Origin of the sequence: Halomonas sp. H10-59 (assembly GCF_040070555.1) — a bacterium.
GTDB lineage: Bacteria > Pseudomonadota > Gammaproteobacteria > Pseudomonadales > Halomonadaceae > Halomonas > Halomonas litopenaei.
In genome coordinates this window covers 2,160,268-2,185,791 of record NZ_CP098828.1, presented here as the reverse complement: position 1 = coordinate 2,185,791, position 25,524 = coordinate 2,160,268, and the positions used below count along the sequence as shown (strand labels likewise).

Annotated in this window: 28 protein-coding genes and 1 tRNA gene; 7 read left to right on the top strand and 22 right to left on the bottom strand. The window is 62.3% G+C overall.

Features of this window, described 5'->3' with window-relative positions; all coding sequences use genetic code 11:
• The first annotated feature begins 181 nt into the window (after positions 1–181).
• Together NFG57_RS09520 and ppnN are read left to right on the top strand one after the other, a co-directional pair.
• Positions 182–520 (top strand): hypothetical protein, encoded by a 339-nt coding sequence (locus NFG57_RS09520; RefSeq protein WP_348816055.1) that lies wholly within the window; start codon positions 182–184, stop codon positions 518–520.
• Positions 521–546: 26 nt separating this feature from the next.
• Positions 547–1,920, top strand: a complete 1,374-nt coding sequence (ppnN, locus tag NFG57_RS09515) for a nucleotide 5'-monophosphate nucleosidase PpnN (RefSeq protein ID WP_348816053.1) — start codon at positions 547–549, stop codon at positions 1,918–1,920.
• Between the two features lie 84 nt (positions 1,921–2,004).
• Here ppnN and NFG57_RS09510 read toward each other — a convergent pair whose 3' ends face one another.
• Both NFG57_RS09510 and NFG57_RS09505 read right to left on the bottom strand, forming a co-directional pair.
• Entirely contained in the window at positions 2,005–2,373 is a 369-nt protein-coding gene (locus NFG57_RS09510) for a hypothetical protein (RefSeq protein ID WP_045991487.1), read from the bottom strand.
• Entirely contained in the window at positions 2,373–2,837 is a 465-nt protein-coding gene (locus NFG57_RS09505; RefSeq protein WP_045991488.1) for a flavodoxin domain-containing protein, read from the bottom strand. Before NFG57_RS09505 ends, NFG57_RS09510 begins: the two co-directional genes overlap by 1 nt.
• Before the next feature lie 152 nt (positions 2,838–2,989).
• Here NFG57_RS09505 and NFG57_RS09500 point away from each other — a divergent pair, with 152 nt between their 5' ends.
• Together NFG57_RS09500 and NFG57_RS09495 are read left to right on the top strand one after the other, a co-directional pair.
• The gene (locus tag NFG57_RS09500; protein ID WP_045991489.1) at positions 2,990–3,196 is read left to right on the top strand and encodes a DUF2788 domain-containing protein; all 207 of its coding nucleotides are present in this window, start codon (positions 2,990–2,992) and stop codon (positions 3,194–3,196) included.
• 241 nt (positions 3,197–3,437) lie between these two features.
• Positions 3,438–4,817 carry a nucleobase:cation symporter-2 family protein gene (locus tag NFG57_RS09495; RefSeq protein ID WP_348816050.1) on the top strand — a complete coding sequence of 460 codons (1,380 nt, stop codon included), beginning with the start codon at positions 3,438–3,440 and terminating at the stop codon, positions 4,815–4,817.
• A gap of 277 nt (positions 4,818–5,094) precedes the next feature.
• On the opposite strand, the gene ihfA is transcribed toward NFG57_RS09495, so the two are convergent.
• The 13 genes from ihfA to NFG57_RS09430 form a co-directional block, all read right to left on the bottom strand.
• On the bottom strand, positions 5,095–5,391 hold the full coding sequence (gene ihfA, locus NFG57_RS09490; protein WP_045991491.1) for an integration host factor subunit alpha: 297 nt from the start codon (positions 5,389–5,391) through the stop codon (positions 5,095–5,097).
• A gap of 57 nt (positions 5,392–5,448) precedes the next feature.
• Positions 5,449–7,830 carry a phenylalanine--tRNA ligase subunit beta gene (pheT, locus tag NFG57_RS09485; RefSeq protein ID WP_348816048.1) on the bottom strand — a complete coding sequence of 794 codons (2,382 nt, stop codon included), beginning with the start codon at positions 7,828–7,830 and terminating at the stop codon, positions 5,449–5,451.
• Positions 7,831–7,895: 65 nt separating this feature from the next.
• Positions 7,896–8,915, bottom strand: a complete 1,020-nt coding sequence (pheS, locus tag NFG57_RS09480) for a phenylalanine--tRNA ligase subunit alpha (protein ID WP_348816046.1) — start codon at positions 8,913–8,915, stop codon at positions 7,896–7,898.
• 176 nt (positions 8,916–9,091) lie between these two features.
• Positions 9,092–9,445 carry a 50S ribosomal protein L20 gene (gene rplT / locus NFG57_RS09475; protein WP_045991494.1) on the bottom strand — a complete coding sequence of 118 codons (354 nt, stop codon included), beginning with the start codon at positions 9,443–9,445 and terminating at the stop codon, positions 9,092–9,094.
• Between the two features lie 37 nt (positions 9,446–9,482).
• Positions 9,483–9,677 (bottom strand): 50S ribosomal protein L35, encoded by a 195-nt coding sequence (rpmI, locus tag NFG57_RS09470; protein WP_045991495.1) that lies wholly within the window; start codon positions 9,675–9,677, stop codon positions 9,483–9,485.
• Positions 9,678–9,765: 88 nt separating this feature from the next.
• On the bottom strand, positions 9,766–10,305 hold the full coding sequence (infC, locus tag NFG57_RS09465; protein WP_083970214.1) for a translation initiation factor IF-3: 540 nt from the start codon (positions 10,303–10,305) through the stop codon (positions 9,766–9,768).
• A 94-nt stretch (positions 10,306–10,399) separates the two neighbouring features.
• On the bottom strand, positions 10,400–12,298 hold the full coding sequence (thrS, locus tag NFG57_RS09460; protein WP_045991497.1) for a threonine--tRNA ligase: 1,899 nt from the start codon (positions 12,296–12,298) through the stop codon (positions 10,400–10,402).
• A 267-nt stretch (positions 12,299–12,565) separates the two neighbouring features.
• Complete coding sequence (locus NFG57_RS09455) at positions 12,566–13,378, bottom strand: OmpA family protein (protein ID WP_045991498.1); 813 nt, start codon at positions 13,376–13,378, stop codon at positions 12,566–12,568.
• Between the two features lie 319 nt (positions 13,379–13,697).
• Complete coding sequence (locus NFG57_RS09450; protein WP_045991499.1) at positions 13,698–14,165, bottom strand: DUF2489 domain-containing protein; 468 nt, start codon at positions 14,163–14,165, stop codon at positions 13,698–13,700.
• A 158-nt stretch (positions 14,166–14,323) separates the two neighbouring features.
• Positions 14,324–15,241 (bottom strand): heme o synthase, encoded by a 918-nt coding sequence (cyoE, locus tag NFG57_RS09445; RefSeq protein ID WP_348816045.1) that lies wholly within the window; start codon positions 15,239–15,241, stop codon positions 14,324–14,326.
• Complete coding sequence (locus NFG57_RS09440; RefSeq protein ID WP_348816043.1) at positions 15,234–16,274, bottom strand: COX15/CtaA family protein; 1,041 nt, start codon at positions 16,272–16,274, stop codon at positions 15,234–15,236. Before NFG57_RS09440 ends, cyoE begins: the two co-directional genes overlap by 8 nt.
• Complete coding sequence (locus NFG57_RS09435) at positions 16,267–16,920, bottom strand: hypothetical protein (RefSeq protein ID WP_348816042.1); 654 nt, start codon at positions 16,918–16,920, stop codon at positions 16,267–16,269. Before NFG57_RS09435 ends, NFG57_RS09440 begins: the two co-directional genes overlap by 8 nt.
• 361 nt (positions 16,921–17,281) lie before the next feature.
• The gene (locus NFG57_RS09430) at positions 17,282–18,037 is read right to left on the bottom strand and encodes an SURF1 family protein (protein WP_348816040.1); all 756 of its coding nucleotides are present in this window, start codon (positions 18,035–18,037) and stop codon (positions 17,282–17,284) included.
• Here NFG57_RS09430 and NFG57_RS09425 point away from each other — a divergent pair.
• Positions 18,036–18,227: a DUF2909 family protein gene (locus NFG57_RS09425; protein ID WP_045991503.1), complete on the top strand. Its 192-nt coding sequence runs from the start codon at positions 18,036–18,038 to the stop codon at positions 18,225–18,227. The two genes, NFG57_RS09430 and NFG57_RS09425, sit on opposite strands and share 2 nt — an antisense overlap.
• 21 nt (positions 18,228–18,248) lie before the next feature.
• On the opposite strand, the gene NFG57_RS09420 is transcribed toward NFG57_RS09425, so the two are convergent.
• The 7 genes from NFG57_RS09420 to NFG57_RS09390 all read right to left on the bottom strand — a co-directional run bounded on the left by NFG57_RS09420 (position 18,249) and on the right by NFG57_RS09390 (position 24,181).
• Positions 18,249–19,112, bottom strand: coding sequence for a cytochrome c oxidase subunit 3 (locus NFG57_RS09420; protein ID WP_045991504.1), 864 nt, complete (start codon positions 19,110–19,112; stop codon positions 18,249–18,251).
• Positions 19,109–19,744, bottom strand: coding sequence for a cytochrome c oxidase assembly protein (locus tag NFG57_RS09415; protein WP_083970215.1), 636 nt, complete (start codon positions 19,742–19,744; stop codon positions 19,109–19,111). Before NFG57_RS09415 ends, NFG57_RS09420 begins: the two co-directional genes overlap by 4 nt.
• Positions 19,745–19,759: 15 nt before the next feature.
• Entirely contained in the window at positions 19,760–21,391 is a 1,632-nt protein-coding gene (ctaD, locus tag NFG57_RS09410) for a cytochrome c oxidase subunit I (RefSeq protein ID WP_045991505.1), read from the bottom strand.
• Positions 21,392–21,602: 211 nt separating this feature from the next.
• Positions 21,603–22,715, bottom strand: coding sequence for a cytochrome c oxidase subunit II (gene coxB, locus NFG57_RS09405; protein WP_253556447.1), 1,113 nt, complete (start codon positions 22,713–22,715; stop codon positions 21,603–21,605).
• Between the two features lie 135 nt (positions 22,716–22,850).
• Positions 22,851–23,024 carry a DUF2970 domain-containing protein gene (locus tag NFG57_RS09400; protein ID WP_083970217.1) on the bottom strand — a complete coding sequence of 58 codons (174 nt, stop codon included), beginning with the start codon at positions 23,022–23,024 and terminating at the stop codon, positions 22,851–22,853.
• A gap of 75 nt (positions 23,025–23,099) precedes the next feature.
• The gene (locus NFG57_RS09395) at positions 23,100–23,828 is read right to left on the bottom strand and encodes an LrgB family protein (protein WP_045991506.1); all 729 of its coding nucleotides are present in this window, start codon (positions 23,826–23,828) and stop codon (positions 23,100–23,102) included.
• Entirely contained in the window at positions 23,828–24,181 is a 354-nt protein-coding gene (locus tag NFG57_RS09390) for a CidA/LrgA family protein (protein WP_045991507.1), read from the bottom strand. Before NFG57_RS09390 ends, NFG57_RS09395 begins: the two co-directional genes overlap by 1 nt.
• 205 nt (positions 24,182–24,386) lie before the next feature.
• Here NFG57_RS09390 and NFG57_RS09385 point away from each other — a divergent pair.
• Positions 24,387–24,463: transfer RNA gene (locus NFG57_RS09385), tRNA-Pro, on the top strand.
• Positions 24,464–25,041: 578 nt separating this feature from the next.
• Positions 25,042–25,401 carry a hypothetical protein gene (locus tag NFG57_RS09380; protein ID WP_108133728.1) on the top strand — a complete coding sequence of 120 codons (360 nt, stop codon included), beginning with the start codon at positions 25,042–25,044 and terminating at the stop codon, positions 25,399–25,401.
• The last annotated feature ends 123 nt before the right edge of the window (positions 25,402–25,524 follow it).

The window sequence follows — 25,524 nt, the reverse complement described above, 5'->3', positions numbered from 1 at the left end:
GGGTGATCCGTCCGGTTTGCAGGCCAGCGACAAGCCAGGTCATGGCTGCTGCAAACCAAGGCCAATTGAGGAAATGCCCACGCGGTGAACGAGGCCCTTTCCTTGGGTCGGCATAGTCTACCACTTCAGCACGAAGCCCGCAGCGGTGCGCCCTGACGCCCGGCCGTGGTAGCATCGAGCCATGATCGATCGTTCATTTCACACCACCTCCGACCAAGAGTTCACCACCATGCATGACCCCATCGCCGCCCGTGCCGACGCCATCCATGATGCCCTGATCGACATGGAGCGTGACGCCAGCGCCGAGGAGCTGTTTCCGCTGGGCTATCTGATTCCCCAGATCCCCCTGGTGGTGGACCAGCTGGACTACGACCCGAGCGAAGTCACCAGTGACGATTTCGACGCCGTCTTCCATGAATGGCTAGACGGCGCCTTTGCCCAGGACGGCATGAGCGACGCGGATCAGAGCGCCGTGCGCGCCCTCTTCAATCAGGCGTGTGCCAAGGCCCCTGCGCCCTGACACCCGCCCAGACAAGGAAGCCTTGTATGCCCGAGACCATTTCCACCACAATCTCCCCCGAAGGCAGCCTCGAGATCCTGTCCCAGCACGAGGTCAATCGTCTGCGCGACAGCTCCCAGACCGGCCTGCACGAGATGCTGCGCCGCTGTACGCTGGCGGTGCTCAACTCCGGCAACCCCATGGATGACGGCCTGGCCCTGCTGGAGACCTACCCCAACTTCGATATCGAGCTTTTGCAGCAGGACCGCGGGGTACGTCTGAAGCTGACCGATGCCCCCGCCGAGGCCTTCGTCGACGGCCGCATGATTCGCGGCATCCGCGAGCATATCTCCAGCGTGTTGCGCGACATCGTCTACGTCTACAACGAGATCCAGAACCAGTCGCGCTTCGACCTGGCCACAGGCGAAGGCACCACCAACGCGGTGTTCCATATCCTGCGCAAGGCCGGCACGCTCAAGCCTAGCCGGGATCCCAGCCTGGTGGTGTGCTGGGGTGGCCACTCGATCTCCCGCGAGGAGTACGAGTACACCAAGGACGTGGGCTACCACCTGGGGCTTCGCGATCTCGACATCTGCACCGGCTGCGGCCCCGGCGCCATGAAGGGACCGATGAAGGGCGCCAACGTCGCCCACGCCAAGCAGCGCCGCTACCCCGGCCGTTACCTGGGGGTGTCGGAGCCCGGCATCATCGCCGCCGAGGCGCCGAATCCCATCGTCAACGAACTGGTGGTGATGCCGGATATCGAGAAGCGCCTGGAAGCCTTCGTGCGCCTGGGCCACGGTATCATCGTCTTCCCCGGCGGGGTCGGCACCGCCGAGGAAATCCTCTACCTGCTCGGCATCCTGCTGCACCCGGACAACGCCGACATGGAGTTCCCGGTGGTGTTCACCGGCCCCGCCAGCGCCGCCGAGTACTTCCAGCGAATCGACGAATTCCTGGTCTACACCCTTGGCGAATCGGTGCGCGAGCTCTATCAGATCATCATCGATAACCCGACCGAGGTGGCCCGCACCATGCGCGCCAACATCGACAAGGTCACCGAGTATCGTCGCGCCCGCCAGGACGCCTTCTATTACAACTGGCGCCTGACCATCGCGCGCAACTTCCAGGAGCCCTTCGTGCCGACCCACGAAGCCATGGCGTCGCTGGCGCTGAACCGTGAACTGCCCAAGCACGAACTGGCCGCCAATCTGCGCCGCGCCTTTTCCGGCATCGTCGCCGGCAACGTCAAGGAACAGGGCATTCGCGCCATCGAGGCCCACGGCCCCTTCCGCCTGCACGCCGAGGCCGACCTGATGGAGAAGCTCGACGCCCTGCTGACGTCCTTCGTCGCCCAGGGTCGCATGAAACTCGCGGGTGACTATGTCCCCTGCTATACCCTGGGCGGCGCTGTCGCCTGATCGACCTCATCCGTATCCGCGGCACCATAAAAACACATCGCCCCGAGCCGCAAGGCTCGGGGCGATGTGCATTGAGACCTTCAATCAATCCCGCTTCGAGAACACCAGCACCACGGCGTGCAGCAACAGTCCTGCGGTCGCGCCCTGGGAAAGCACCGCCAGGCCAAGCGCCATGCCATCGACCAGGGTGCTGTAGATCGCCATTACCACCAGGCCTACGACCATGCAGCCCAACAGGGTGAACAGCATGCGTAGAAAGCGCGAGCGTCCCGCGCCATCGAGCAACCGCCACTGAAACAGGCTGGCCAGGGCCAGTACACCGAGCACGATATAGCCCAGCGTCTCGCGGGTATCGAGACCGGCCATCTGGTAGCGCGGCAGGGTCAGCGCCAGCACCAGCATCAGGCCGACCATCAGGCTCAGGCGAGCTGGGCTCGCGATCGCCCTGGCCATCAGGCCACCTTCAGGTTCTGACGGGCAATCCAGCCCTCGACCCAGGGCAGCGCCTCGTCATCGGCCATGAAGGTCTCCATGGCGTCGATCTCGAGCCGGTCGTCGAGGCGTGTTGCGCCCTGTTCCTCGAGCAGCTGGTCCAGGCGGCGCCCGGCGCCGCAGAAGGTTTCTCCGTAGGAGCTGTCGCCCAGGGCGATCAGGCCATAGCGAAGTTGCCCAAGGCCGGGGCTCTTGTCCTGCAACTCGCGCACGAAGCTGACGAAATTTCCCGGAAAGTCGCCGCTGCCGGTGGTAGACACGCAGAACAGCGCCAGATCGGGTGCGTCGTCGGTGACGTCGGCCAGGGTCGGGTTTTCGAGCACCGAAACCTCGTAGCCCGCGTCCTCGAATAACGGCTTGACCTGTTCGGCTACGTCGAGAGCACCACCGTACATGGTGCCAACCAGTATCTTGAGAGTAGGCATGTGATGGAATTACCTGAGAATTTTGGTCGGATTCTAGCACGTAGGCTGGCGCCTGCGCATCCCTCGGGCGCTGCAAGCCGTGTCTGGACCGGATACCATGGCAGGCCAGTTCACACTCCCCCGCCCACCGCCACCACACAAGCGAGAGCCCCATGCGCGAGACCTTCGAGGCCTGGATCACCCCCATCATGATCGGCGGCCTGATCCTGTTCATGTGCTTTATCATCTGGGACCTGGCGAAGCAGTCGAAGGCTGGCCGCTTCGGCACCCTGATGCTGTTCATCGTGCTTGGCGCCGGCATGCTGGGCTACGTGGCAAAGGTCGTCATTACCTGGTATCTGGAAGGCAAGGGGGTCTAGCACCGCTCCTGGCGACACTTGCACTCGTCGACTATTCCACCAGAGCCTCGGCCTCCAGGTCGATATCGCCATTGTCCATGTCGTCGTTGTCTTACCGATTCTGCCGTTTTGTTCGTACCGCCGATATCAGGTATCGAACCATTGTTGTATACAGTTCGTCGTCCTACATTGGATACACTAACGTTGCATAGTGTATTCAGCGACTACAGACGCCCTGACAACAACCACAATGGCCAGGATCATGCAGACACCCCCCACGACGCTGTTCGACTTCCACGGCCGGCCCGGCATAGCCCGGGCGCTGCCCATCTCGCTTCAACACGTGCTGGCGATGATCGCCGGTGTCATCACGCCGCCGCTTATCGTCGCCGGCGTGGTCGGCGCCACCCCGGCGGAAAAGCTCCAGCTGATTCAGGTAGCGGTGCTTGCCTCCGGCGTGTGCACCCTCTTCCACCTCTACGGCGTCTGGAAGTTCGGCGCCCGCCTGCCGGCCATCTTCGGTGTTGGCTTCGCCTACGTGCCGACGCTGATCGCCGTCGGCGCCCAGTACGGCATCGAGGGCATCCTGGGTGCGCAACTGATCGGTGGCATCACCATGATGGTGGTGGGCTACTTCATACAGTTCATCCGCCACCTCTTCCCACCGGTGGTGGCAGGAACCGTGGTACTGGTGATCGGACTGTCGCTCTATGACATCGCCATCCGCTACATGGCCGGTAGTGGCAACGTCAACGCCGAAGGCTTCGGTGATCTCATCAACTGGGGGCTGGGTGTCCTGACCCTGGTCACCGTCCTGGTGGCGTCCCAGTTCGGGCGCGGCGTGGTCAAGCTGTCGGCCATCATCATCGGCATGCTGGTAGGCTACCTGGTCGCCATCCCCCTGGGCATGATCGACTTTTCCCCGGTGAGCAACGCCCCGTGGCTGGCAGTGCCGGAGTTGATGCCGTTCGAGATGGAGTTTCACTCCGCGGCCATCATTTCCATGGTGGTGATCTGCGTGATCAATTCGGTCCAGACGATTGGCGATCTCTCCGCGACCAGCGTGGCGGGGATGAACCGGGAACTGGCGACAAAGGAACTCACCGGCGGCCTGCTCGGCAATGGCCTGACGACCACCCTGAGCACCTTCTTCGGTGCCCTGCCGACCTCCACCTACAGCCAGAACGTCGGCATCGTGGCGATCACCAAGGTCATCAGTCGAAGCGTCTTCATGCTGGCGGGTGTCATCGTGCTGCTGGCCGGCCTCAGCCCCAAGTTCGGCGCGCTGATGACGACCATCCCCTATCCGGTCATCGGTGGCGCCACCATCACCGTGTTCGGGATGATCACGGTGACCGGTATCCAGCTATTGATCAAGGACGAGATGACCGCCCGCAACATGACCATCGTCGGGCTGTCGCTGGCCCTCAGCCTGGGCATCACCTCGGTGCCGTCGGCGATCGAGCAGTTCCCGGAAACGGTCAAGGACGTGGTCACAGGTGCACCCATCGTGATCGCCGCGATCAGCGCCTTCCTGTTGAACCTGCTGTTGCCGCGCAAGACACTGGCCCAGGAGGCCCAGGAAAGGGAGGAAGAAGCCCGACAGACGAATCTCGATCGCCAGAGCACCGAGGAAGGCTGACGCCCGGTGCGCCGCTGACCTTGATATCAGCAACGGCTGCAAAGGCTCTGCTGCAAGGCTCCACTCCAGCCCCGCCACAAAAAAAGCGCCGCCCCCTTTGGGGCGGCGCTTTTTACGATGACACTTTGCGTCACGACCTTCGGTTACGACACTTCTTCAGGGTGACGCCTTTACGGGCCGGAACCTTTCAAGACGGCGCAAGACGTCGCAAGACGACACCATCGTGGAGCAACGCTTGGCGATCGGGCGAGGCCAGCAAAGCCAAGGCTTCACTCCTCTAGGCTTCCTCGGGATGCCCCACCTGGCTTTTCAATTTCTGCCCGGGCCGGAAGGTCACCACACGCCGAGCCGAGATCGGAATCTCTTCTCCCGTCTTGGGGTTTCGCCCAGGCCTTTCACGCTTGTCGCGCAGGTCGAAATTGCCGAATCCCGACAGCTTGACCTGCTCGTTTTCCCGTAGACAGGCGCGAATTTCCTCGAAGAAGGCTTCCACCATGGTCTTCGCCTCCCGCTTGGACAGGCCGAGCTCGGTATGCAGATGCTCGGCCAGTTCTGCCTTGGTCAACGCTCCCATGTTCTTATCCTCATGGTGATGGTCACGCCAACCGTCCGCGCCCGTCAGGGGAAAGCGTCAGGCACGCAGCTCGGCATCGAGTCCCTGCCGAGCCGTTGCCACGATGGCATCGACCAACTGATTGATTTCTTCGTCATTTAGCGTGCGCGAAGGATGCTGCCAGGTCAAGCCCAAGGCCACACTCTTACGACCTTCGGCTACGCCTTTACCCTGATAGACGTCGAAAAGCCCCAGTTCGGTGAGCCATTCACCGGCTTCGGCACGCACGCGGTCGAGCAGCGCCTGCACCGGCTGGTCCTCATCCACCACAAAGGCCAGGTCGCGACGCACCTCGGGATACCGTGACAGCGGCGCAAAGGCAGGGATGCTGCCCTGGCTGAGCGCATCGAGGCGCACCTCGAACAGCACGGCGTCGGTCTTGAGACCAAGCTTGGCCTTGACCGCCGGGTGCAGGGTGCCGATCCAGCCGGCTTCCTCGCCGCGATGGAGGATGCGCGCGCACTGTCCGGGATGCAGTGACGGGTGCTCGCCCGGCTCGAAACGCCAGGCGTCGGCGCTGCCGGTCACTTCGAACAGACTCTCGAGGTCACCCTTGAGATCGAAGAAGTCGACCTTGTCGCGACCGCCAGCCCAGCCTTCGGGAAGGCGCGAGCCGCAGACGATGGCGCCGAGCATCGGCACCTGCTCCAGTTCATCGAGCTCACCGCGGAAAATGAGGCCGCTCTCGAACAGGCGCACGCGGGTCTGCTGGCGATTGAGATTGTGCTCAAGCGCCCTGACCAGGCCCGGGAACAGGCTCGCCCGCATCACCGACAGATCCGCAGAAATCGGGTTGGCCAGCACCGGCGACACCGCTTCGGGCAGCAGCACACGCTGCAGCTCCGGGGCGACGAAACTGTAGGTGATCGCTTCCTGGTAGCCACGTGCGGTCATTTGACGACGCAACCGCGACAACGGGCTCCTGGACTCATGGTCTGCCTTGAGTGCCAGACGCACGGCGGGGCGACGCACCGGCAAACGGTTATAGCCGTGAATCCGCGCCACTTCCTCGATCAGGTCTTCCTCGATGGCGACGTCGAAACGCCAGCTCGGCACCTTGACCCGGAAGCCAGCGTCGATGCTTTCCACCGCCATGCCCAGGCGCTCGAGGATCTCGCCGACCTCGGCGTCGTCCAGGCGCTTGGACAGCGCCTTGACCAGCCGCTCGGTGCGCAGGGTCACCTCACGCTGAGCCGGCAGGTGCGCGTCGGATGCCTGCTCATTGAGCGGCCCGGCTTCGCCGCCGCAGATGGCGATCAGAAGCTCGGTGGCCCGCTCGATGGCACGGCGCGTCAGCTCGGGATCGACGCCGCGCTCGAAACGATGCGAGGCATCGGTGTGAAGCCCGTAGGAGCGCGCTTGCCCGGCCACCGCCAAGGGGGTGAAGAAGGCGCCTTCCAGGAAGATATCGCGGGTGGCCTCGCTGACACCGGAGTGTTCGCCGCCCATCACGCCGGCCAGGGCCAGCGGCCCCTTCTCGTCGGCGATGATCAGGGTGCTCGGGTCGAGACTGACGGTCTGGCCATCGAGCAGCACAAGCTCCTCGCCCTGGCGCGCTAGACGCACAATCACGGCACCCTCGAGGTTGGCACGATCGAAGGCATGCAGCGGCTGGCCCAGCTCCAGCATCACGTAGTTGGTCACGTCTACCGCCGGATCGATGGCGCGCACACCGCTACGGCGCAGACGCTCGACCATCCACATCGGCGTGGGACGGCTGATATCGACGCCCTTGATCAGACGGCCGATATAGCGCGGGCAGCGCTCTGCGTCCTCGACCCTGATCGGGAAGGTTTCGTCATGACTGGCCGCAACCTCGGAGATCTGCGGCTCGTTCAGGCCAAGACGGTTGAGCACGCCAACCTCGCGGGCCAGGCCCTGGACGCTCAGACAGTCGCCGCGGTTCGGCGTCAGATCGACCTCGATGGTGTGGTCATCCAGGCCCAGGTAGTCGCGCAGGGCGGTGCCCACCGGAGCGTCCTCGGGCAACACCAGGATACCCTCGGAGGTGCCCTCCTCCAGGCCCAGCTCCGAGGCGGAGCAGATCATGCCGCGGGACTCGACGCCCCTGAGCTTGGCCTTCTTGATCTTGAAGTCACCCGGCAACACCGCGCCCACGCGGGCGAAGGGGATGTGCTGACCGGCGGCCACATTGGGTGCGCCACACACCACCTGCACGGTCTCGCCGCTACCGTCGTCGACCTGACAGACGTTGAGCTTGTCGGCATCAGGGTGCGGGGCCTTGTCGACCACCTTGGCCACCACGACGTCGCTGAAGGCCGCCGCCACGGGTTCGACGGCGTCCACCTCGAGCCCCGCCATGGTGATCTGGTCGGCAAGCCCCTGGGTGGAAAGCTGCGGAGATACCCACTCACGCAGCCACTGTTCGGATACTTTCATGAGGACTCCTTGACGTCCTGTTCCTGCATTCGATGTTCTTTATCGAGCCCTCTGGCCCGCAGCGCTCAGTGAAACTGACGAAGAAAGCGCAGATCGTTTTCAAAGAACAGGCGCAGATCGTTGACGCCGTAGCGCAGCATGGCCAGGCGCTCGGCACCCATACCGAAGGCGAAACCGGTATAGCGCTCGGGATCGATGCCGCCGTGACGGAAGACTTCCGGGTGGACCATGCCGCAGCCCATCACCTCGAGCCAGCCGGTGTGGGAGCACACACGGCAGCCCTCACCGGCGCACATCACGCAGGCGATATCGACCTCGGCGGAGGGCTCGGTGAAGGGGAAGTAGGACGGACGGAAACGTACCGACAGGTCATCGCGCTCGAAGAAGGCATGCAGAAAGTCTTCGATGGTGCCCTTGAGGTCGGCAAAACTGACGTCTTCCTCGATCAGCAGGCCCTCGACCTGATGGAACATCGGGGTATGGGTCAGATCCGAGTCACTGCGGTACACCCGACCCGGGCAGACGATGCGGATCGGCGGCTCCTCGGCCTTCATGGTGCGCACCTGGACCGGCGAGGTGTGGGTGCGCAACAGCCGGGTGGCGTCGAAATAGAAGGTGTCGGCCATGCCTCGCGCCGGATGGTGGGCCGGGATGTTCAGGGCTTCAAAGTTGTGGTGATCGTCTTCGAGCTCTGGCCCCACCGCCACCTCGTAGCCGATGCGACGGAACAGGCCTTCGATACGCTCCAGGGTGCGTGTCACCGGATGCAGGCCACCGGTGGGCTGTCCACGACCCGGCAGGGTCACGTCCAGGCGTTCTGCGGCAAGCTTGGCGTCGAGTTCGGCCTTGGCCAGGGCCTCGCGCCGGGTATCGAGTTCCTTGGCCAGCTCCTGCTTGGCCTGGTTGATGCGCTCACCGGCCACCGGGCGCTCCTCGGCGGGCAGCTTGCCGAGCCCCTTGAGCAGCGCGGTCAGTTCGCCCTTCTTGCCCAGGTACTTGACGCGAATCTCGTCGAGTGCGGCCATGGAGTCGGCTGACTGGATGGCGTCGCGAGCTTGTTGAACCAGGTCGGGAAGGTGGTCCATACGTTGAGCTCCGATATCGTTGATCGTTCAGTGGTGGAGTGGTCGCGCAATAGTAGAGAGATCGCGATGAAAAAGGGGTCGCCAAAAAAACAGGGGAAGAGCGGCTGCTCTTCCCCTGGGGCGATCATGAACGCTCGTCTCCCCATGGGGAGAGCTCGCTCATCATTCGAACGCGCTTACTGGGCAGCCTTGGCCTTCTCGACGATGGCAGCAAAGGCTGCCTTCTCGTGAACGGCCAGGTCAGCCAGGACCTTGCGGTCGATTTCGATACCGGCCTTCTTCAGACCACCGACGAAGCGGCTGTAGGACAGACCGTGCTGACGGGCACCGGCGTTGATACGCTGGATCCACAGGGCACGGAACTGACGCTTGCGCTGGCGACGGTCGCGGTACGCGTACTGGCCGGCCTTGATGACGGCCTGCTTGGCAACGCGAAAGACGCGCGAACGGGCACCGTAGTAGCCCTTGGCCTGCTTCATGATCTTCTTGTGACGACGACGGGCGACGACACCACGCTTGACACGAGTCATAGCACTCTCCTGACGTTAAAGGGGGTTCACCAAGGGTTTATACGTACGGCAGCATGCGACGCACGAGTGCCTTGTCGGCGTCGTGGATCTGCTGCATGCCGCGCAGCTGACGCTTACGCTTGGTGGACTTCTTGGTCAGAATGTGACTACGGAAGGACTGCTTGTGCTTGAAGCCGTTGGCAGTCTTCTTGAAGCGCTTGGCAGCGCCGCTGTTGCTCTTGATCTTCGGCATGAGAATAACTCCGCTCGAGTTTCTTTAGAAAATCCGGGGCCAATGGCCAGCCTTCACAGGCTGACCAATCGTTGAACCGGCCGTCGGATCACTTCTTCTTGGGGGCAATGATCATGATCATCTGGCGCCCTTCCATCTTGGGGAAGGATTCCACGGTCCCGATTTCCTCGAGATCCGCTGCGATCCGTTCCATCAGCTTGCGGCCGATGTCCTGGTGCGCCATTTCACGCCCGCGGAAACGCAGGGTGACCTTGCCCTTGTCGCCACCTTCGAGGAATCGAATCAGGTTCTTCATCTTGACCTGATAGTCACCCTCGTCGGTGCCAGGACGGAATTTGACTTCCTTGACCTGGATTTGCTTCTGCTTCTTCTTCTGAGCAGCCTTCTGCTTCTTCTGCTCGAAGACGAACTTGCCGTAATCCATGATCTTGCAGACGATCGGATCGGCATTGGAAATCTGTACGAGGTCCATCCCTTCCGCTTCAGCACGCTCAAGGGCGTCGCGGGTATCCACGATGCCAAGCTGTTCGCCGTCGCTGGCGATCAGGCGGACCTGATCTTCGGTGATGCGCTCGTTCATTGGCGGACGCTTGTCCTGGGGGCGTCCTCTGGGGTTGCTTCTCTTGATGGTTCCGTCTCCACTGTAGCTTTGGAAGGTGCGAGAGCTGGGAAGGTGCGTGCCTAGAGCCTCACACGAGGGGGCGGCCCATGCCGCCTACCCGTTAGTACCGCTCGGCCTGAACTCGTTCAATAAAGGCGTCCACGGTCATGGTGCCCAGATTTTCGCCGCTGCGCGTACGCACAGCCACCGAGTCGGCCTCTACTTCCTTATCTCCGACCACCAGGAGATAGGGTACCTTCTGCAACGTATGCTCGCGAATTTTAAAGCCGATCTTCTCGTTCCTCAAGTCCGACTTGACGCGAAGACCGATTTTTTGCAGTCGTGAGGTCAAGGCTTCGGCGTATTCCTTCTGGGCATCGGTGATGATCATCACCACCGCCTGCTCCGGCGCGAGCCACAGCGGCATGGCGCCGGCGTAGTGCTCGATCAGGATGCCGATAAAGCGCTCCATGGAACCGACGATGGCACGGTGCAGCATGACCGGCGGCTTGCGCTCGCCCTCTTCGGTCACGTACTGGGCACCCAGCCGCGTGGGCATCATGAAGTCGACCTGCATGGTGCCGACCTGCCACTCGCGGCCCAGGCAGTCCTTCATGTGATACTCGATCTTGGGACCATAGAAGGCGCCCTCGCCCGGCAGCTCCTGCCACTCGACCCCACAGGCCTCCAGCGCACCACGCAGGGCGTTCTCGGCACGATCCCAGGTGTCGTCGTCGCCGATGCGCTTTTCCGGGCGCAGGGCGATCTTGATCGCGATATCCTCGAAGCCAAAGTCGCTGTAGACCTTGAGCGCCTGGCGATGGAAGCTCGTCACCTCGGGCTGCACCTGCTCTTCGGTACAGAAGATGTGGCCGTCGTCCTGGGTAAAGGCACGCACTCGCATGATGCCGTGCAGCGCGCCGGACGGCTCATTACGGTGACAGCCGCCGAATTCGCCGAAGCGCACCGGCAGTTCACGGTAGCTGCGCAGGCCGGAGTTGAACACCTGGACGTGGCCCGGGCAGTTCATCGGCTTGAGCGCGTACTCACGCTTCTCGGACTCGGTGAAGAACATGCCGTCGGCGTAGTTATCCCAATGGCCGGATTTCTTCCACAGCGACACGTCCATGATCTGAGGGCAGCGAATCTCCTGATAGCCGCCCTCCTTGTAGACCCCGCGCATGTACTGCTCGACGCGCTGCCACAGGGTCCAGCCGTTGGGGTGCCAGAACACCATGCCCGGCGCCTCTTCCTGCATGTGGAAGAGGTCGAGACGACGCGCCAGCTTGCGGTGATCGCGCTTCTCGGCCTCCTCGAGGCGGTGCAGGTAGGCCTTGAGCTGCTTCTTGTCGCCCCAGGCGGTGCCGTAGATGCGGGTCAGCATGGCGTTGTCGGCATTGCCGCGCCAGTAGGCACCGGCCAGCTTGGTCAGCTTGAACGCCTTGAGGTGACGCGTGTTGGGCACGTGGGGCCCACGACACATGTCGGTATATTCCTTGTGGCGGTAGAGGCGAATAGTGTCGCCTTCGGGAATCCCGCGCACGATTTCCTGCTTGTAGGGCTCATCGCGATGCAGGAATTCCAGCATCGCGGCATCGCGATCGACGTACTCGCGGACCACGTCGTACTCTTCATCGATTAGCTGCTTCATGCGCTTCTCGATGGTCTCGAGGTCTTCCGGGGTGATCGACTGGCCGAAATCGATGTCGTAATAGAAGCCGTCGGTGATCACCGGGCCGATGGCCATCTTGGCCTCGGGATAGAGCTGCTTGACCGCGTGCCCGATCAGGTGGGCACAGGAATGCCGGATGATCTCCAGGCCTTCCTCGTCACGTGCGGTCAGGATCGCCACCTCGGCGTCCGTCTCGATCAGGTCCGCGGCGTCCACCAATACGCCGTCGATCTTGCCGGCCACGCAGGCCTTGGCAAGTCCCGGGCCGATGCTCTCGGCCAGCTCCATGACGCTAAGGGGGGAATCGAAGGTTCTCTGACTGCCGTCAGGCAGTGTCACGATGGGCATGCAAGCTGTCCTTGTGCGCAGTGGTGATCCATACCAGGGATCACGTGTCGCCAAAATGGATTCGAGGGGTGAAACAGCGACATAGAATATCAGAAATGGCGCCGCCGGCGCCATGCTCTACCCCTGTGGAGGGCGTCGCGACACCTTTAGCGAGCGGAATGGCAAGCCTGGCCACCACCACCCGAAACGCAGCGAGGCGCCCGAAGGCGCCTCGCTGATGTCATCGTGCTCGATCAGGCGATCGAGACGGACTCGGTCAGGGCAGACTTACTGCCACTCACCCAGTTCCACACGACGGTTTTCCGCACGACCTGCATCGGTGTCGTTGGTCGCGATGGGCTGCTCTTCACCGTAACCGATGGCACGCATGCGGTTCGGCTGAACACCCTGGCTCGCCAGGAAGCGAGCAACGGAAGCGGCACGCTCCTGAGACAGCTGCTTGTTGTAGCTGTCGGAACCGACGCTGTCGGTGTGACCTTCGATGCGCACGCCGACGTTCGGGTTGGCGCGCAGACGCTCGGCAACACCAGCCAGAACCTGCTCAGCCTGAGCGGTCAGGACGGCGGAGTCGAACTCGAAGTTCACGTCACGCAGGACCAGGTCCTTCTCGCAACCGAGGGAGTTGACCTCGACGCCAGCCGGAGTACCCGGGCACTGGTCCTGGAAGTCCGGCACGCCATCGTTGTCGGAATCCAGCGGGCAACCCACTGCGTCCACGGCGACACCGGCCGGAGTACCCGGGCACTGGTCGTTGGCGTCGTAGACGCCGTCACCGTCGGAATCCTTCGGAGCGTTCATCGGCTCCTTGTTCGGCTCGGCACACAGCAGAGCGCCAGCCACGGTGCCGACGGTCGCGCCGACAGCAGCGCCGGTTTCCTCGTCGTCATCGCTGGTGGTGCCGTAGCCGATACCACCGCCGATCAGACCACCAGCGATACCACACACCATCGGGTGCTGGTACCACGGCTTGGCGTCAGATGCGCTCATGCCGGAGGAGGACTGAGAGGCGGAGCTGGCGCAGCCGGAGAGGCCGACAACCAGTGCAGAACCGAGCAGCAAGCCAGTCGTTGATTTTTTCATGTAAGACTCCTTCTTCTATCTGACACTCAATGCTGAATACGGGTAACCCTGTTCTTCAGCGGGTCCAATGTTGTGCCGATCGAGAAACAGGATAGGTACCCTACTTCCTCATAGGCAAGAAAAGCATGAAATACAGCGCCTAGCCAGTCTATTAGTCGCCAATATCTCAACGTCTTCTGCCAACGGCCCATCGTGCAAGACAATTGCTGCACGACCAATCCCTTGCAGGCGATATCATGACGTATCGCTTCTGTACAATCAAACTAGCACAGGCGATACCCGCCCGTCATTCACTTCATCGAACAGTGTTCGAGATCGCTCAATTGAGAGAGTCGGGGTAACGGGCTTGAAAATCCAGCGCAGCCTGTGCCGCAGCCAGCACATCGTCGCGATTCGCTTCTTCCACGGCCAGTCGCTGCTTGTCTTCAGCGAACCGCTCCTTGGGCGTAAGCTCTTGACGCGCCTGATGTGTGTGCAGATGACGGGTCTGTTCGTAGACCTCGGCAAAGACTCTGAACTCGCGCCGCTCAAGCAGTGCCGGATCGATGATCTCGAACAATACTTTCAACCGCCAGCAGCCTTCGGTCACATCGACCTGACGCTGCAATAGCGCCGACGCAACCAGACCGAGGTTTTCCAGGCCATTTTCCCTGGCACGACGTTCCTCGTCCCGAATCACTCCCTCTCGGCGCCGCACCTCATTCTTCAACGACCAGGCGTACCACGCCAACGCGGCAATGATGACAATGCCAAGCCCGAGCAAGGCATAAGCGAGCGTCGTGGACATGCAGCCCCCTGTGCGATGGTCAAAGGGGGCATTCTACACATCTACCAGAGAGGCTGAACCATTCATCGCGAGAAAGACCGGTGACTGCCGCCTGCATTGTTGCCACCTGCCGATGACACTCCCGTGACACCGGACCGTTGAACGAAGGTAGTCGGCCCTCACGGACTCAAGGCGATGCTCAGATAGTGATCCAGCAACAAGGCCAGAAAGACGCCGAGCAGATAGCGAATGGAAAACCAGAAGGCCTGCAAGGGCGCCTGTTCGTCGTGTCCACGCCAGACCCTGAGATTCCACTGCATGAAGCGTAGATTGAGCACACAGACGCTGACCAGATAGAGCCAGCCACTCATGCCGATGGTGAACGGCAGCAAGGTGGCGGCCACCGTCAACCAGCCATATAGCCAGACCTGCAGTCTGGCAAAGGCGAGGCCATGGGTCACGGGCAGCATCGGTACCCCTGCCTCGGCGTATTCATCGCGCTTGTAGATCGCCAGCGCCCAGAAGTGCGGCGGCGTCCAGGCAAAGATGATCAACATGAGCAGCAGCGGCTCGGCTCCCACTGTCCCGGTCACACTGGTCCAGCCCAACAGTGGCGGCGCGGCACCGGCGACTCCACCGATGACGATATTCTGCGGCGTGGCCCGTTTCAGAAACACTGTGTAGATCAACGCATAACCGACCAGCGACAACAGCGTAAGCCAAGCGGTCAACGGATTGACGGTCAGCGCCAGCAGCGCCACCCCCGATGTGGACAATGACAGCGCCCAGGCCAGCGCCAGTGGCGTCGACAAGCGACCGGACGCCAGCGGGCGCCGCGAGGTGCGATGCATCCGCGCATCCAGCTTGCGATCCACCACGTGGTTGATCGCCGCCGCCCCGGCGGCGGCCAGTGCAATCCCGATAAGCCCGCACACCATGGCGTTAAGCGCAGCTGGCAATATCGCACCGGGGATCGCCAGCAACATCCCCACCAGGGCGCATACCAGCATCACCATGACCACTCGCCATTTGCACAACGTCAGCAAGTCACGCCATAGCGGATGGGTCGCTGCCCCCATGGCCTGTGCATCACGCATGGAGCCACCCTCCTCTGGTCTGGCGTTGACGTCCCTTCACCGCCTGTCTTGAATGGCGCTGCTTCCACGCTACCAGGGTAAAACTGAAGACCAGCAGTACCGCGCCGGCGGTATGCAGAAGCGCCAGCCCCAGCGGCAGCCACAACAGCACATTGGCAATACCCAGGGCGACCTGCAAAGCTGTCGCTCCTGCCAGCGTCAGCAACCAGGGCCGCATTTCACGGCGGTGCCAGCGACGTATCACCACCAGTGCCAGCGCCAGCGTCAACACCAGCGCTCCCAGCCGATGGGCCAGATGGATCGTCGTGCGTGCTTCGGCGTGCAGGGCCCCGTGCAGATAGTTGGGCCCCACCGTCTGGGTAAGGTGAAAGCCCTCACCCCAGTCGGTGTCGGGAACCCACTGACTATTGCAGGTGGGAAACCCCTGACAGGCGATGCCCGCGTAGTTGCTGGAGGTCCAGCCGCCCAGCGCCAGTTGCAGCACCAGCAGCATGGTGGCCACCCCCATCAGCGCCCCCAGTGGTCGGGCAGCGAGCGCCGCCTCGCCCCTGGCGACGCGACGCAGGCGCAGATGCAGCCAGATGAACAGCGTCATCACCGTGAGACCTCCCAGCAGGTGAAGGGTTACCACCTGGGGCCACAGCTTGAGGGTCACGGTGTAGGCACCGAAGGCCCCCTGCACCATCAAGGCGGCGAACAGAATCAGCATCAGACGCCAGGGAAACCCAGGCTTGCGCCGCCTGGGCCAGGCCAGCACCAGCAGGGCCATCACCATGACCCCGAGACATCCGGCCAGGTAGCGATGGATCATTTCCATCCAGGCCTTGGATGCCTCCAGCGGTGCATCCGGACTATGCAGCAGAGCGCTGCTTGCATCGGGCACGACCAGCGCCCCATAGCACCCCGGCCAGTCGGGACAACCCAGCCCCGCATCCAGCAAGCGGGTGAAGGCACCGGCCATGATGACCAGGGCGGTGAACAGCGCCCCCACCAGACTCAAGAGCCGCAGCGTCGCCAGGCGTCGATCATTCATGGCGCACCTCCTGGCGGCCGTCTTCGCTGGCACCTTGGCTGTCGTGCAGACTGACCAGTTCGGTGGCACCTTGGGTAGCCTCGGCCTCACCGGGATCTTCGCCCAGGGCAGCAAGCGGTGGCTCGGGGTTGCGCTTGAACAGATGCTCGATGTCGTCCATCACCGCCCGGGTCTCCACCCCGGCAGGATAGGCGACCGCCACCCACCCCTGGGGGTCAAGCAGCCATGCCTGCCCCTGACTGGCCCACTCCGGCGACTCGGTCCAGGTCATCAGCGACTCGCCAGGCAAGGCGGCAGCGTCTCCACCCACGCGCAGCCGACTCAGACGATGGGCGTCCTTGCCCAACGCCCGGTGCAGGCGCCACCAGCGATCCGCGTCTTCGGCGCAGCTATCGCCGCAGTCGTAGGCCAGGGTCCAGGCATGCGCCGCGACCTCCCCTCCACGATCGCGACTGGCAATGTCTGTGCGCTCAAGAGCCGGCCACCGGGATAGCGGCGGCACATCGGCATCAAGCGCCCCGTGTGCGGTACGGTTGTCGGGAATGCCGATACGGAACTCGACCATGCCCCAGGCAAGCGCCATGGGCATCACAAAGATCGCGATCAGTGCGACCAGCTTCAGCCGCTGCCACCCCATCGTCGTCATCCTCGCACCTCCACTCCTTGCGTCGACACGTTCGGTCCTGTCGTGTCCGCTGGGCTATCGGGTATCTGTCGTTCTCGCGCTAGCGCTTGTCTGAAAAGTGCCTGCACTCGGTAATACGGCGTTAAAAATCGGATCAAAATGCTCATTTACACCCCGTAAACTGCGCTTTCTCACCGATTTTTGCCTTGTCTAACCTTCGCTCGTCGACTTTTCGGACAGCGCCTAGTGTCGTGCTCTCGCGCTAGCCTCTTGTCCTCGTTGATGTCGCTTGTCTTTCGACCCTTTCCTGTCTTTCGCGGCGTTGTTGTCTTCCGCGGTTTTCTTTCGCGGTTTTCTTTCGCGGTCTTGCCATCTCACGGCCTTAGCGTTCTTGCCTCGCGGTCATGTCGGCGATCGACGTTTCAGGGCGTGAGGTACCCGCCGCCCACAGGTCACGATAGAGTCGTCGACCTCCAAACAGCAGCGCCAGCAGCGCCACCAACGAAAGCCCCCACCACTGCAGTGCATAGGCCAGATGTCGCTCTGGTGGCATGACGTTAGGCGTCCACCAGTCCTCCAGATGCCCGGGACCCTGGCGCTGATGCAGCCAACCGGCAAAGCTGAACTCCTCGTCCCAGGCTCCGAGTTCGATGCGCTGCAGTCGCGTGCCTTCGAGGTTGTCACCGAACCGCGGCGTACGCCGGCCGTCCGCCTGCCAGTCACCGCTCAGCGACACCAGCCCCTTCGGCGTCGCTGCGTAGGGCGCCTGGCGCGACACCCCTGTCTCGAGAAAGCCGCGCTCCACCAGCCACCGCTGTCCCTCGACGTCGACAAAGGGCGTGAGCACCGCCACCCCGAGTCGATTGCCGAGCATCCGATTGTCCAGGTAGAGGGTTTCGTCGGCCTGAAAGACGCCTTCGAGCGACAGGCGGCTGCCGTCCGGCGGCAATGTCCCTGGCATGTTCAAGGTCGGTGCCTCGGCAAGGTTTGCAAGATAGTCGCGCTTGCCGGCGGCGCGCTCCCACTGCCATAGTCCAAGGCCGATACCCAGCGCCATCAGCGCTGCACACAGCAGGCACCAGGCCACCAGCCGACCCGGACCACGCCTTTTCCCCTCACTCGAACGGACTCTCACCATGCTGCTCAAGATCCTGATTCTGATCGTGTTCGTGGCCATGCTGGCCAGTCTCGCGGCCGGGGTCGGCTTCCTGCTCAAGGACGACAGCCACTCACGCCGCCTGCTGGTCTCGCTAAAGATCCGGGTAGCCCTGGCCGCCCTGCTGCTGGCGTTGCTGGCCTATGGCTTCGCCACCGGTACCATCGGCTGAGCGGCCCCCACGCCGCCTGCCTCAGAACACGTAGACAAAGATGAACAGCCCCAGCCAGACCACGTCGACAAAGTGCCAGTACCAGGCCGCCGCCTCGAAACCGAAGTGGTTGTCGCCACTGAAATGGCCCTTGCGGATACGCATCAGGATGCTGGCCAGGATGATGGTGCCGATGATGACGTGAAGGCCATGGAAGCCCGTCAGCATGAAGAAGGTCGAGCCGTAGATGCCCGCCTCCAGAGTCAGGCCCAGGTGATGGTAGGCTTCGTAGTACTCGACCCCCTGGATGATGATGAAGAAGGTGCCCAGCAGCACCGTACCGAACAACCAGTTGTGGGTAGCGCGACGCTCCCCCATCTTCAACGCTTCGTGGGCGACCGTCAGGGTAATGCTCGAGGACACCAGCAGCAGGGTGTTGACCAGCGGCAGCTGCCAAGGGCTCAGGGTCTCGGTCGGCCCCGAGATGGCGCTGTCCGGTGGGTTCTCCAGCGGCCAACTGGCGGTGAAGTCGGGCCACAGCAATGCCGACACGCCCTTGGCACCTTCACCATCGAGCCATGGCAGCGCCAAAGTCCGCACATAGAACAGCGCACCGAAGAAGGCGCCGAAGAACATCACTTCCGAGAAGATGAACCAACCCATGCCCCAGCGGAAGGACCGATCCATCTGGGCGTCATAGAGCCCTGACATGGACTCCTTGATGACATCCCTGAACCACAGCACCATCACCGCCAGGATGCCCACCAGCCCCGCCAGCATGATCGGCGACCCCGCCGCCCCGTGCACCAGCCAGGTGCCCCCGCCGACCATCATCACGCCCATGGCCAGGGAACCGAGGATCGGCCACTTGCTGGTCGCGGGTACGTAGTAGCTGCCACCACTCATGCTTCACCTCCTGGATCTTCGCCAGACGCCGGTCGGCGTCCCTTGTCACTGCCCGGTGCGCCGTCGGCCACCGTCGCCACCGCCACGTCCGGTCCCTGGTCCTGCGGGTAGAGCGTGTACACCAGGGTCACGGTCTTGATCTCTTCGGGGAGATCGCGGGTCAGTTGAAACACCAGTGGCGCCTCGAAGCTCTCCCCCGGCGCCAGCCGTTGATTGTCGAAACAGAAACAGGCCAGCTTGCGCAGATGTAACGACGCCGGAGACGGGGTCACGCTGGGCACCGCCCTTGCCACCAGCGCCTGGTCACCCAGATTGCGAAAGGTGAAATACACCTCCGTGCTCTGCCCTGGGTGAACCCGAACCTGGCGACTGTGGGCCTCCAGCTTCCACGGCAGTCCCGCACTGCCACGAGTCACGAACTGCATCGTCACCGTGCGTTCGGTATCGACCTCTTCGTGCACCAGCGTCTGAGCGCTGGTCGAGGTCTTGCCGTTGAGACCCGTCACCTGGCAGAAGACGTCATACAGCGGGACCAGGGCAAACGCGAAGCCAAACATCCCCGCCAGCACCACCAGAGTCTTCACCACGGTTCGTCGAACCTGGGGACTGCGATCCTCGACGACGTCCGTCATGGCGACACTCCCGACTCAGTGCTCCACCGGCCGATACTGAGGCGGGTGCTCGAAGGTATGCAGAGGCGCCGGGCTCGGCACCGTCCACTCAAGATCCTCGGCGCCATCCCAGGCCTTGGCCGGCGCCTTCTTGCCGCCCCGCACGCACATGATCACGATGACCACGAACAACAGCTGCGAGAAGCCGAACATGAAGGCACCGATACTGGAGAGCATGTTGAAGTCGGCAAACTGCAACGAGTAGTCGGGAATTCTTCGCGGCATGCCGGCAAGCCCGGAAAAATGCATCGGGAAGAAGGTCAGATTGACCCCGATCATCGACAGCCAGAAGTGCCACTGGGACAGCCGCAGGTGCGGGTAGTGGCCGGTCCACTTGGGCAGCCAGTAGTAGACCCCCGCCATGATCGAGAACACCGCGCCGGGCACCAGCACGTAGTGGAAGTGAGCCACCACGAAGTAGGTGTCGTGGTACTGGAAGTCCGCCGGCGAGATCGCCAGCATCAGCCCCGAGAAGCCACCGATGGTAAACAGCACCACAAAGGCGATGGCGAACAGCATCGCCGGCTCGAAGCTGATCGAACCCCGGAACAGGGTGGTGATCCAGTTGAACACCTTCACCCCGGTCGGCACTGCGATCAGCATGGTGCTGTACATGAAGAACAGCTCCGCCACCAACGGTAACCCCACCACAAACATGTGGTGCGCCCACACCAAAAACGACAGGATGGCGATGGAAGCTGTGGCGTAGACCATGGAGGCATAGCCGAACAGCCGCTTGCGGGCGAACGTCGGAATGATCACCGAAACGATGCCGAAGGCCGGCAGGATCATGATGTAGACCTCGGGATGCCCGAAGAACCAGAACAGATGCTGGAACAGCACCGGATCACCACCGCCACCGGCATTGAAGAAGCTGGTGCCGAAGTTGATGTCCATCAGCATCATGGTGACCACCCCGGCCAGCACCGGCATTACCGCGATCAGCAGGAAGGCGGTGATCAACCAGGTCCAGACGAACAGGGTCATGTCCATCAGGCGCATGCCCGGCGCGCGCAGGTTCAGGATGGTGGCGATGATATTGATCGCCCCCAGGATCGAGCTGATACCGGCGATGTGCAGCGACAATATAAAGAAGGTAGTGGACGGCGGCGCGTAGGTGGTGGACAGCGGCGCATAGAAGGTCCAGCCGAAATTCGGTGCCCCACCCGGCATGAATAGCGTACTCAACATCAGGGTAAAGGCGATCGGCAGCAGCCAGAAGCTGAAGTTGTTGAGCCTCGGCAGCGCCATGTCCGGCGCCCCGATCTGCAGCGGCACCATCCAGTTGGCCAGCCCGACGAAGGCCGGCATCACCGCGCCGAACACCATGATCAGGCCATGCATGGTGGTCATCTGGTTGAAGAACTCGGGCTGCACCAGCTGAAGACCGGGCTGGAACAATTCGGCCCGCACCACCAGCGCGAAGACCCCACCGATCAGAAACATGGTCAAGGAGAAGATCAGATAAAGGGTACCGATCTCCTTGTGATTGGTGGTCAGTACCCAGCGCATCAGACCGCCTGGGCGATAGTGATGCTCGTCGTGTCCCGCCGAACTGGCCTCGGAGGCCGACGACTCGAGTCGATGCTTGGGAGGCAGTGACGCCATGGCGAAGATCTCCCCTGTTGGCCGCCTGCCTGACTCTTGGCGGGCGTCGATGGTGCGTTCAACGTGACTCCTGAGAGCCCCCGGTTGCTCGGACTGGTCGTTCGTCGACCATCCCTTGTTCGCTATTCCCTTGCTCGTTCATCTCTTGTGCTTGCATTTCCCGGCACCTGAACGGCTGCTCCAATCGCGATCCCGACAGCCGTTCGTCCGGCTACTCGGACAGCATGTCGGCGATATCGGCCGGCTGGGTCACCTCGCCTGTCTCATTACCCCAGGCGTTGCGTTCGTAGGTGATGACGGCGGCGATCTCCACCGGATTCAGGGTGGTGCGGAAGGCCGGCATGGCGGTACCCGAGACACCATTGACGACGGTATCCAGATGGCGCTCCGGCTCGTCCAGCAATGCCTGGTTGCCCGCCAGCGCCGGGAAGGCAGGCGGCAGGCCACTACCATCGGCCTGGTGACAGGAGGCGCAGATGGAGCCGTAGACCTGCTCGCCACGCTCCATCAGTTCGTCCATGGACCACTCGCGATCCACCCCCTGGGCCTCCTGGGCAGCAGCGGCCTTGCGCTCGGCCAACCAGGTATCGAACTGCTCCTGCTCGACCGCCTCGACCACCACCGGCATGAAACCGTGATCCTTGCCGCAGAGTTCCGCGCACTGGCCGCGATAGATGCCGGGCTCGTTGATGCGCACCCAGTTTTCGTTGACGAAGCCTGGCACCGCGTCCTGCTTGACCGCCAGTTCGGGCACCCACCATGAGTGGATGACGTCGTCGGCGGTCAGCAGCAGGCGTACCTTCTTGCCCACCGGCAGCACCAGTGGTTCATCGACTTCGAGTAGATAGTTTTCCCCCTTCTCGCTCTCGCCGGAGATCTGCTCGCGGGGGGTCGCAAGGTTGGAGGTAAAGTCGACATCTTCACCCAGGTAGCTGTAGTGCCAGCGCCATTGCTGGCCGGTCACCATCACATCCAGGTCGGCGTCGGAGGCGTCGTACATCTTCTTGAGCGTGGCGGTAGCCGGCACTGCCATGCCGACCAGAATGAGCAACGGCAGGGCCGTCCAGATCACCTCGACGGTGGTGTGCTCATGGAACTTGGCGGCCTTTGCGCCCTGGGAGTGACGATAGCGGAACAGCGAGTAGAACATGGCGCCGAAGACCACCACGCCAATGATCACGCAGATCCAGAAGATCGTCATGTGCAGCGAATACACCTCACGACTGACGTCCGTCACCCCGACCGGCATGTTCCAGTCGGACGCCTGGAGGTGCCCTCCGAGTCCTGCGAACAGCGTTCCCGCAGTCATCCACACATGCCGCATGCGCATCGATGCCTCCTGGAGCTCGTTGTTATCTTGTTCGCTCGCCAATGGCTCGAGTATAGAAGAGCCTGGTCACTGCCCCGCCTGTAGCGGGCCGAGCCGTCAACGCAAGACGCCACCCTGCCAACGGGTCACTCAACCCGCCGCCAGGGTGGCGATCACGATCAGAATCACGACAAACAGCACCCCCATGAGGATGCCTACGACGATAAAGCTGGACGCCTTGCCGGTGGTGAAGTCTTCCTGACGCCGGGACTCGCGTTGCACGCCGAAAAACGCGGCGAGTACCGACTTGATGGTCTTCCACATCTTGACCTCCGGCCCAATCCCTTCGCTTGACCATAGTTCAGCCGGAGACAATTTGCGTTGCGCATTAGACGAAGGTCAGAGTCCGAATATCGCCACAATCAGCGGCAGCAAAAAGGCGGTGATCAAGCCCGTCAGACCCATGGCAAGACCAGAGAAGGCGCCGGCCATGGCCCCCAGCTTGGCGAACGCCTGGGCCGTACCAAAGCCGTGGGCGGAGAGTCCCATGGTAAAGCCCTGGATCACCGGGTCCTTGATGCCGAGTAGACGAAAGATGAACGGCCCCAGCGCACAGCCGATGGAGCCGGTAATCAACACAAGCCCCGCCGCCAGCGACGGAATACCGCCTATCTTCTCCGCCACCCCCATGGCGATGGGCGACGTTACCGAGCGCGGCGCCAACGACAGCACGGTTTCTGGTGCCGCCCCGAACAACAGGGCAATACCAAGGGTCGAGGCCACCGCGGTCACGATACCCGCGCCGCAAGCTACCAACAGCGGCAGCAGTAGCTGACGCACCCGCTCGCGATGGTCATACAGCGGGATGGCCAGCGCCACCGTGGCTGGCCCCAGCAAAAAGTGGATGAACTGGGCGCCCTCGAAGTAGGTGGCGTAGTCGATCCCGGTGACCAGCAGGAAGGAAATGATCAAGGCAATACTCAGGGTTACCGCGTGAAGCAGCGGCGTGCCGCCCAGCCACTTGTTGATGCGCACCGCCAAGGCGAAGGCCAACAGCGTGACCAGCAGCGACAACAGCGGATTGCCGGACAGATAGACCCACAGCTCATCGAGTTCGGCCACATCCATCACTGACCTCCCCGGCGAGCGGCCAGCCTTGCCATGACCCAGGCGGTGACCGCCAGGGTCAGGGCCGTGGACAGCACCAGCGTCGCCGCGATGGCGAGCCAGTCATCGGCGATCAGGCGGCCATGCACCATCAACCCGACACCCGCAGGCACGAACAACAGCGTCAGGTAGCGCAGCAAACCTTCCCCTGTCGTACGCAGGCTCTTCGGCACCTTGCCGCGAATCGACAGGCCGATCAGCAGAATCACCATTCCGATCACCGGCCCGGGTATCGGTAACGTCAGCCCCCGCGCGATCAACTCACCAGCGAACTGACACGCCAGCAGTAGACTCATTCCCAGAATCAGCGGCATTCCCTGGTCCTCCTCATGTCCCATTGCCTACCAATAGTGTGTCAGAGCACGGACAAAGTGGGCAGCGCTGACGCCCGGGGCTGGTCAATTTCCAACCAATTGAAATAAAAGCGCAAAAGGGGCTTTTCATTTTAAAACGAACGCGCTAGTATACGCCTCGTCTTCGGGGGACAGGCCAGACGGTCACACAACCCATAGGCCAAGTCGGAGCGTGGCGCAGCTTGGTAGCGCGTTGCAATGGGGTTGCAAAGGTCGCAGGTTCGAATCCTGTCGCTCCGACCACTGAATTCAAGAATGACGGTCACCTTGCTCATCAGAGCGGTGGCCGTTTTTCGTTGTGTTCGCCACCCCCTTCTTGTCGCGTCGAGTTCACACGTGGACACCGCCTGAACTGACCCCACTCCGCTTTTTACACCGTTATCCACTCCTCTTTTTACTCCGCTATCGACAGCACTACCTCCTGCACTATCCACTCGGCCCACTTGCTACTTTCACCCTTCTCGCTTTGTCCTCCTCGTGGCGTCGCTACATCGCGCTGTCTGGAGCCGATACCCCTGCGGGACCCAGGCTGCTACCGCGACCTGCGCTCAGTGCCTCTATACCGCCAGCCGCCGCATCGAACGGTCACCGTAAAGTGCTGGCGATCGGATACTACCAATGCTATATATTAGCCTGCTCTTATTCGACAAATGGTTGAATTCTCTGGCGTTTCATACCCGACATCTGCCGGCCAACGGATACAAGGCAGCAGACGGGGTAGACCTGCTCGTCTCGAGCAGCCGCCAGGGCGAGCAGGAATGGCCGGCAGGAAATCGACGCACAGCAGTGGCTGCGTCTCACGACACCAATCAGGAACTGACATGAACTACCGACTGATGTTTCAGCTTACGGACTCCCTGAACACCAAGTCCCTCGAGCCACTGTTGCTGAAACCCACGCCACTGGAAATGCCGGAGCACCAGATCGACTCCTTGCAGGAAGTTCCAGCTACCGATGATCTAATCGAGCTTCCCTTCACGGCGGAGGAAGGCGAAAAAACCAGCCTGGTCTTTGTGCAGGGCAGGGTTGTCTCCACCAAGAAGACCTTCACCATCTCTGATGGTGGTGAAAGCGCCAGGTGCCTGGTGACCTGCTTCATCGAACCCAATCGCGTGGTGCAACAGGGCACAGGCGAGCTGATTCTCGAACCCACCATCAACAACATCGAAGAGATGCTCTGATCTGCGATGCAGCAGGCCGTCGGCAGCGCCTGCAGGATTGCACGTGCGCCGACGGCCTTTCTTCGAAGCCCTGAAGGCGCGCAGCCAGGCGAGTCACCATCTCGTTGCAGTCCCTGCGAAGAG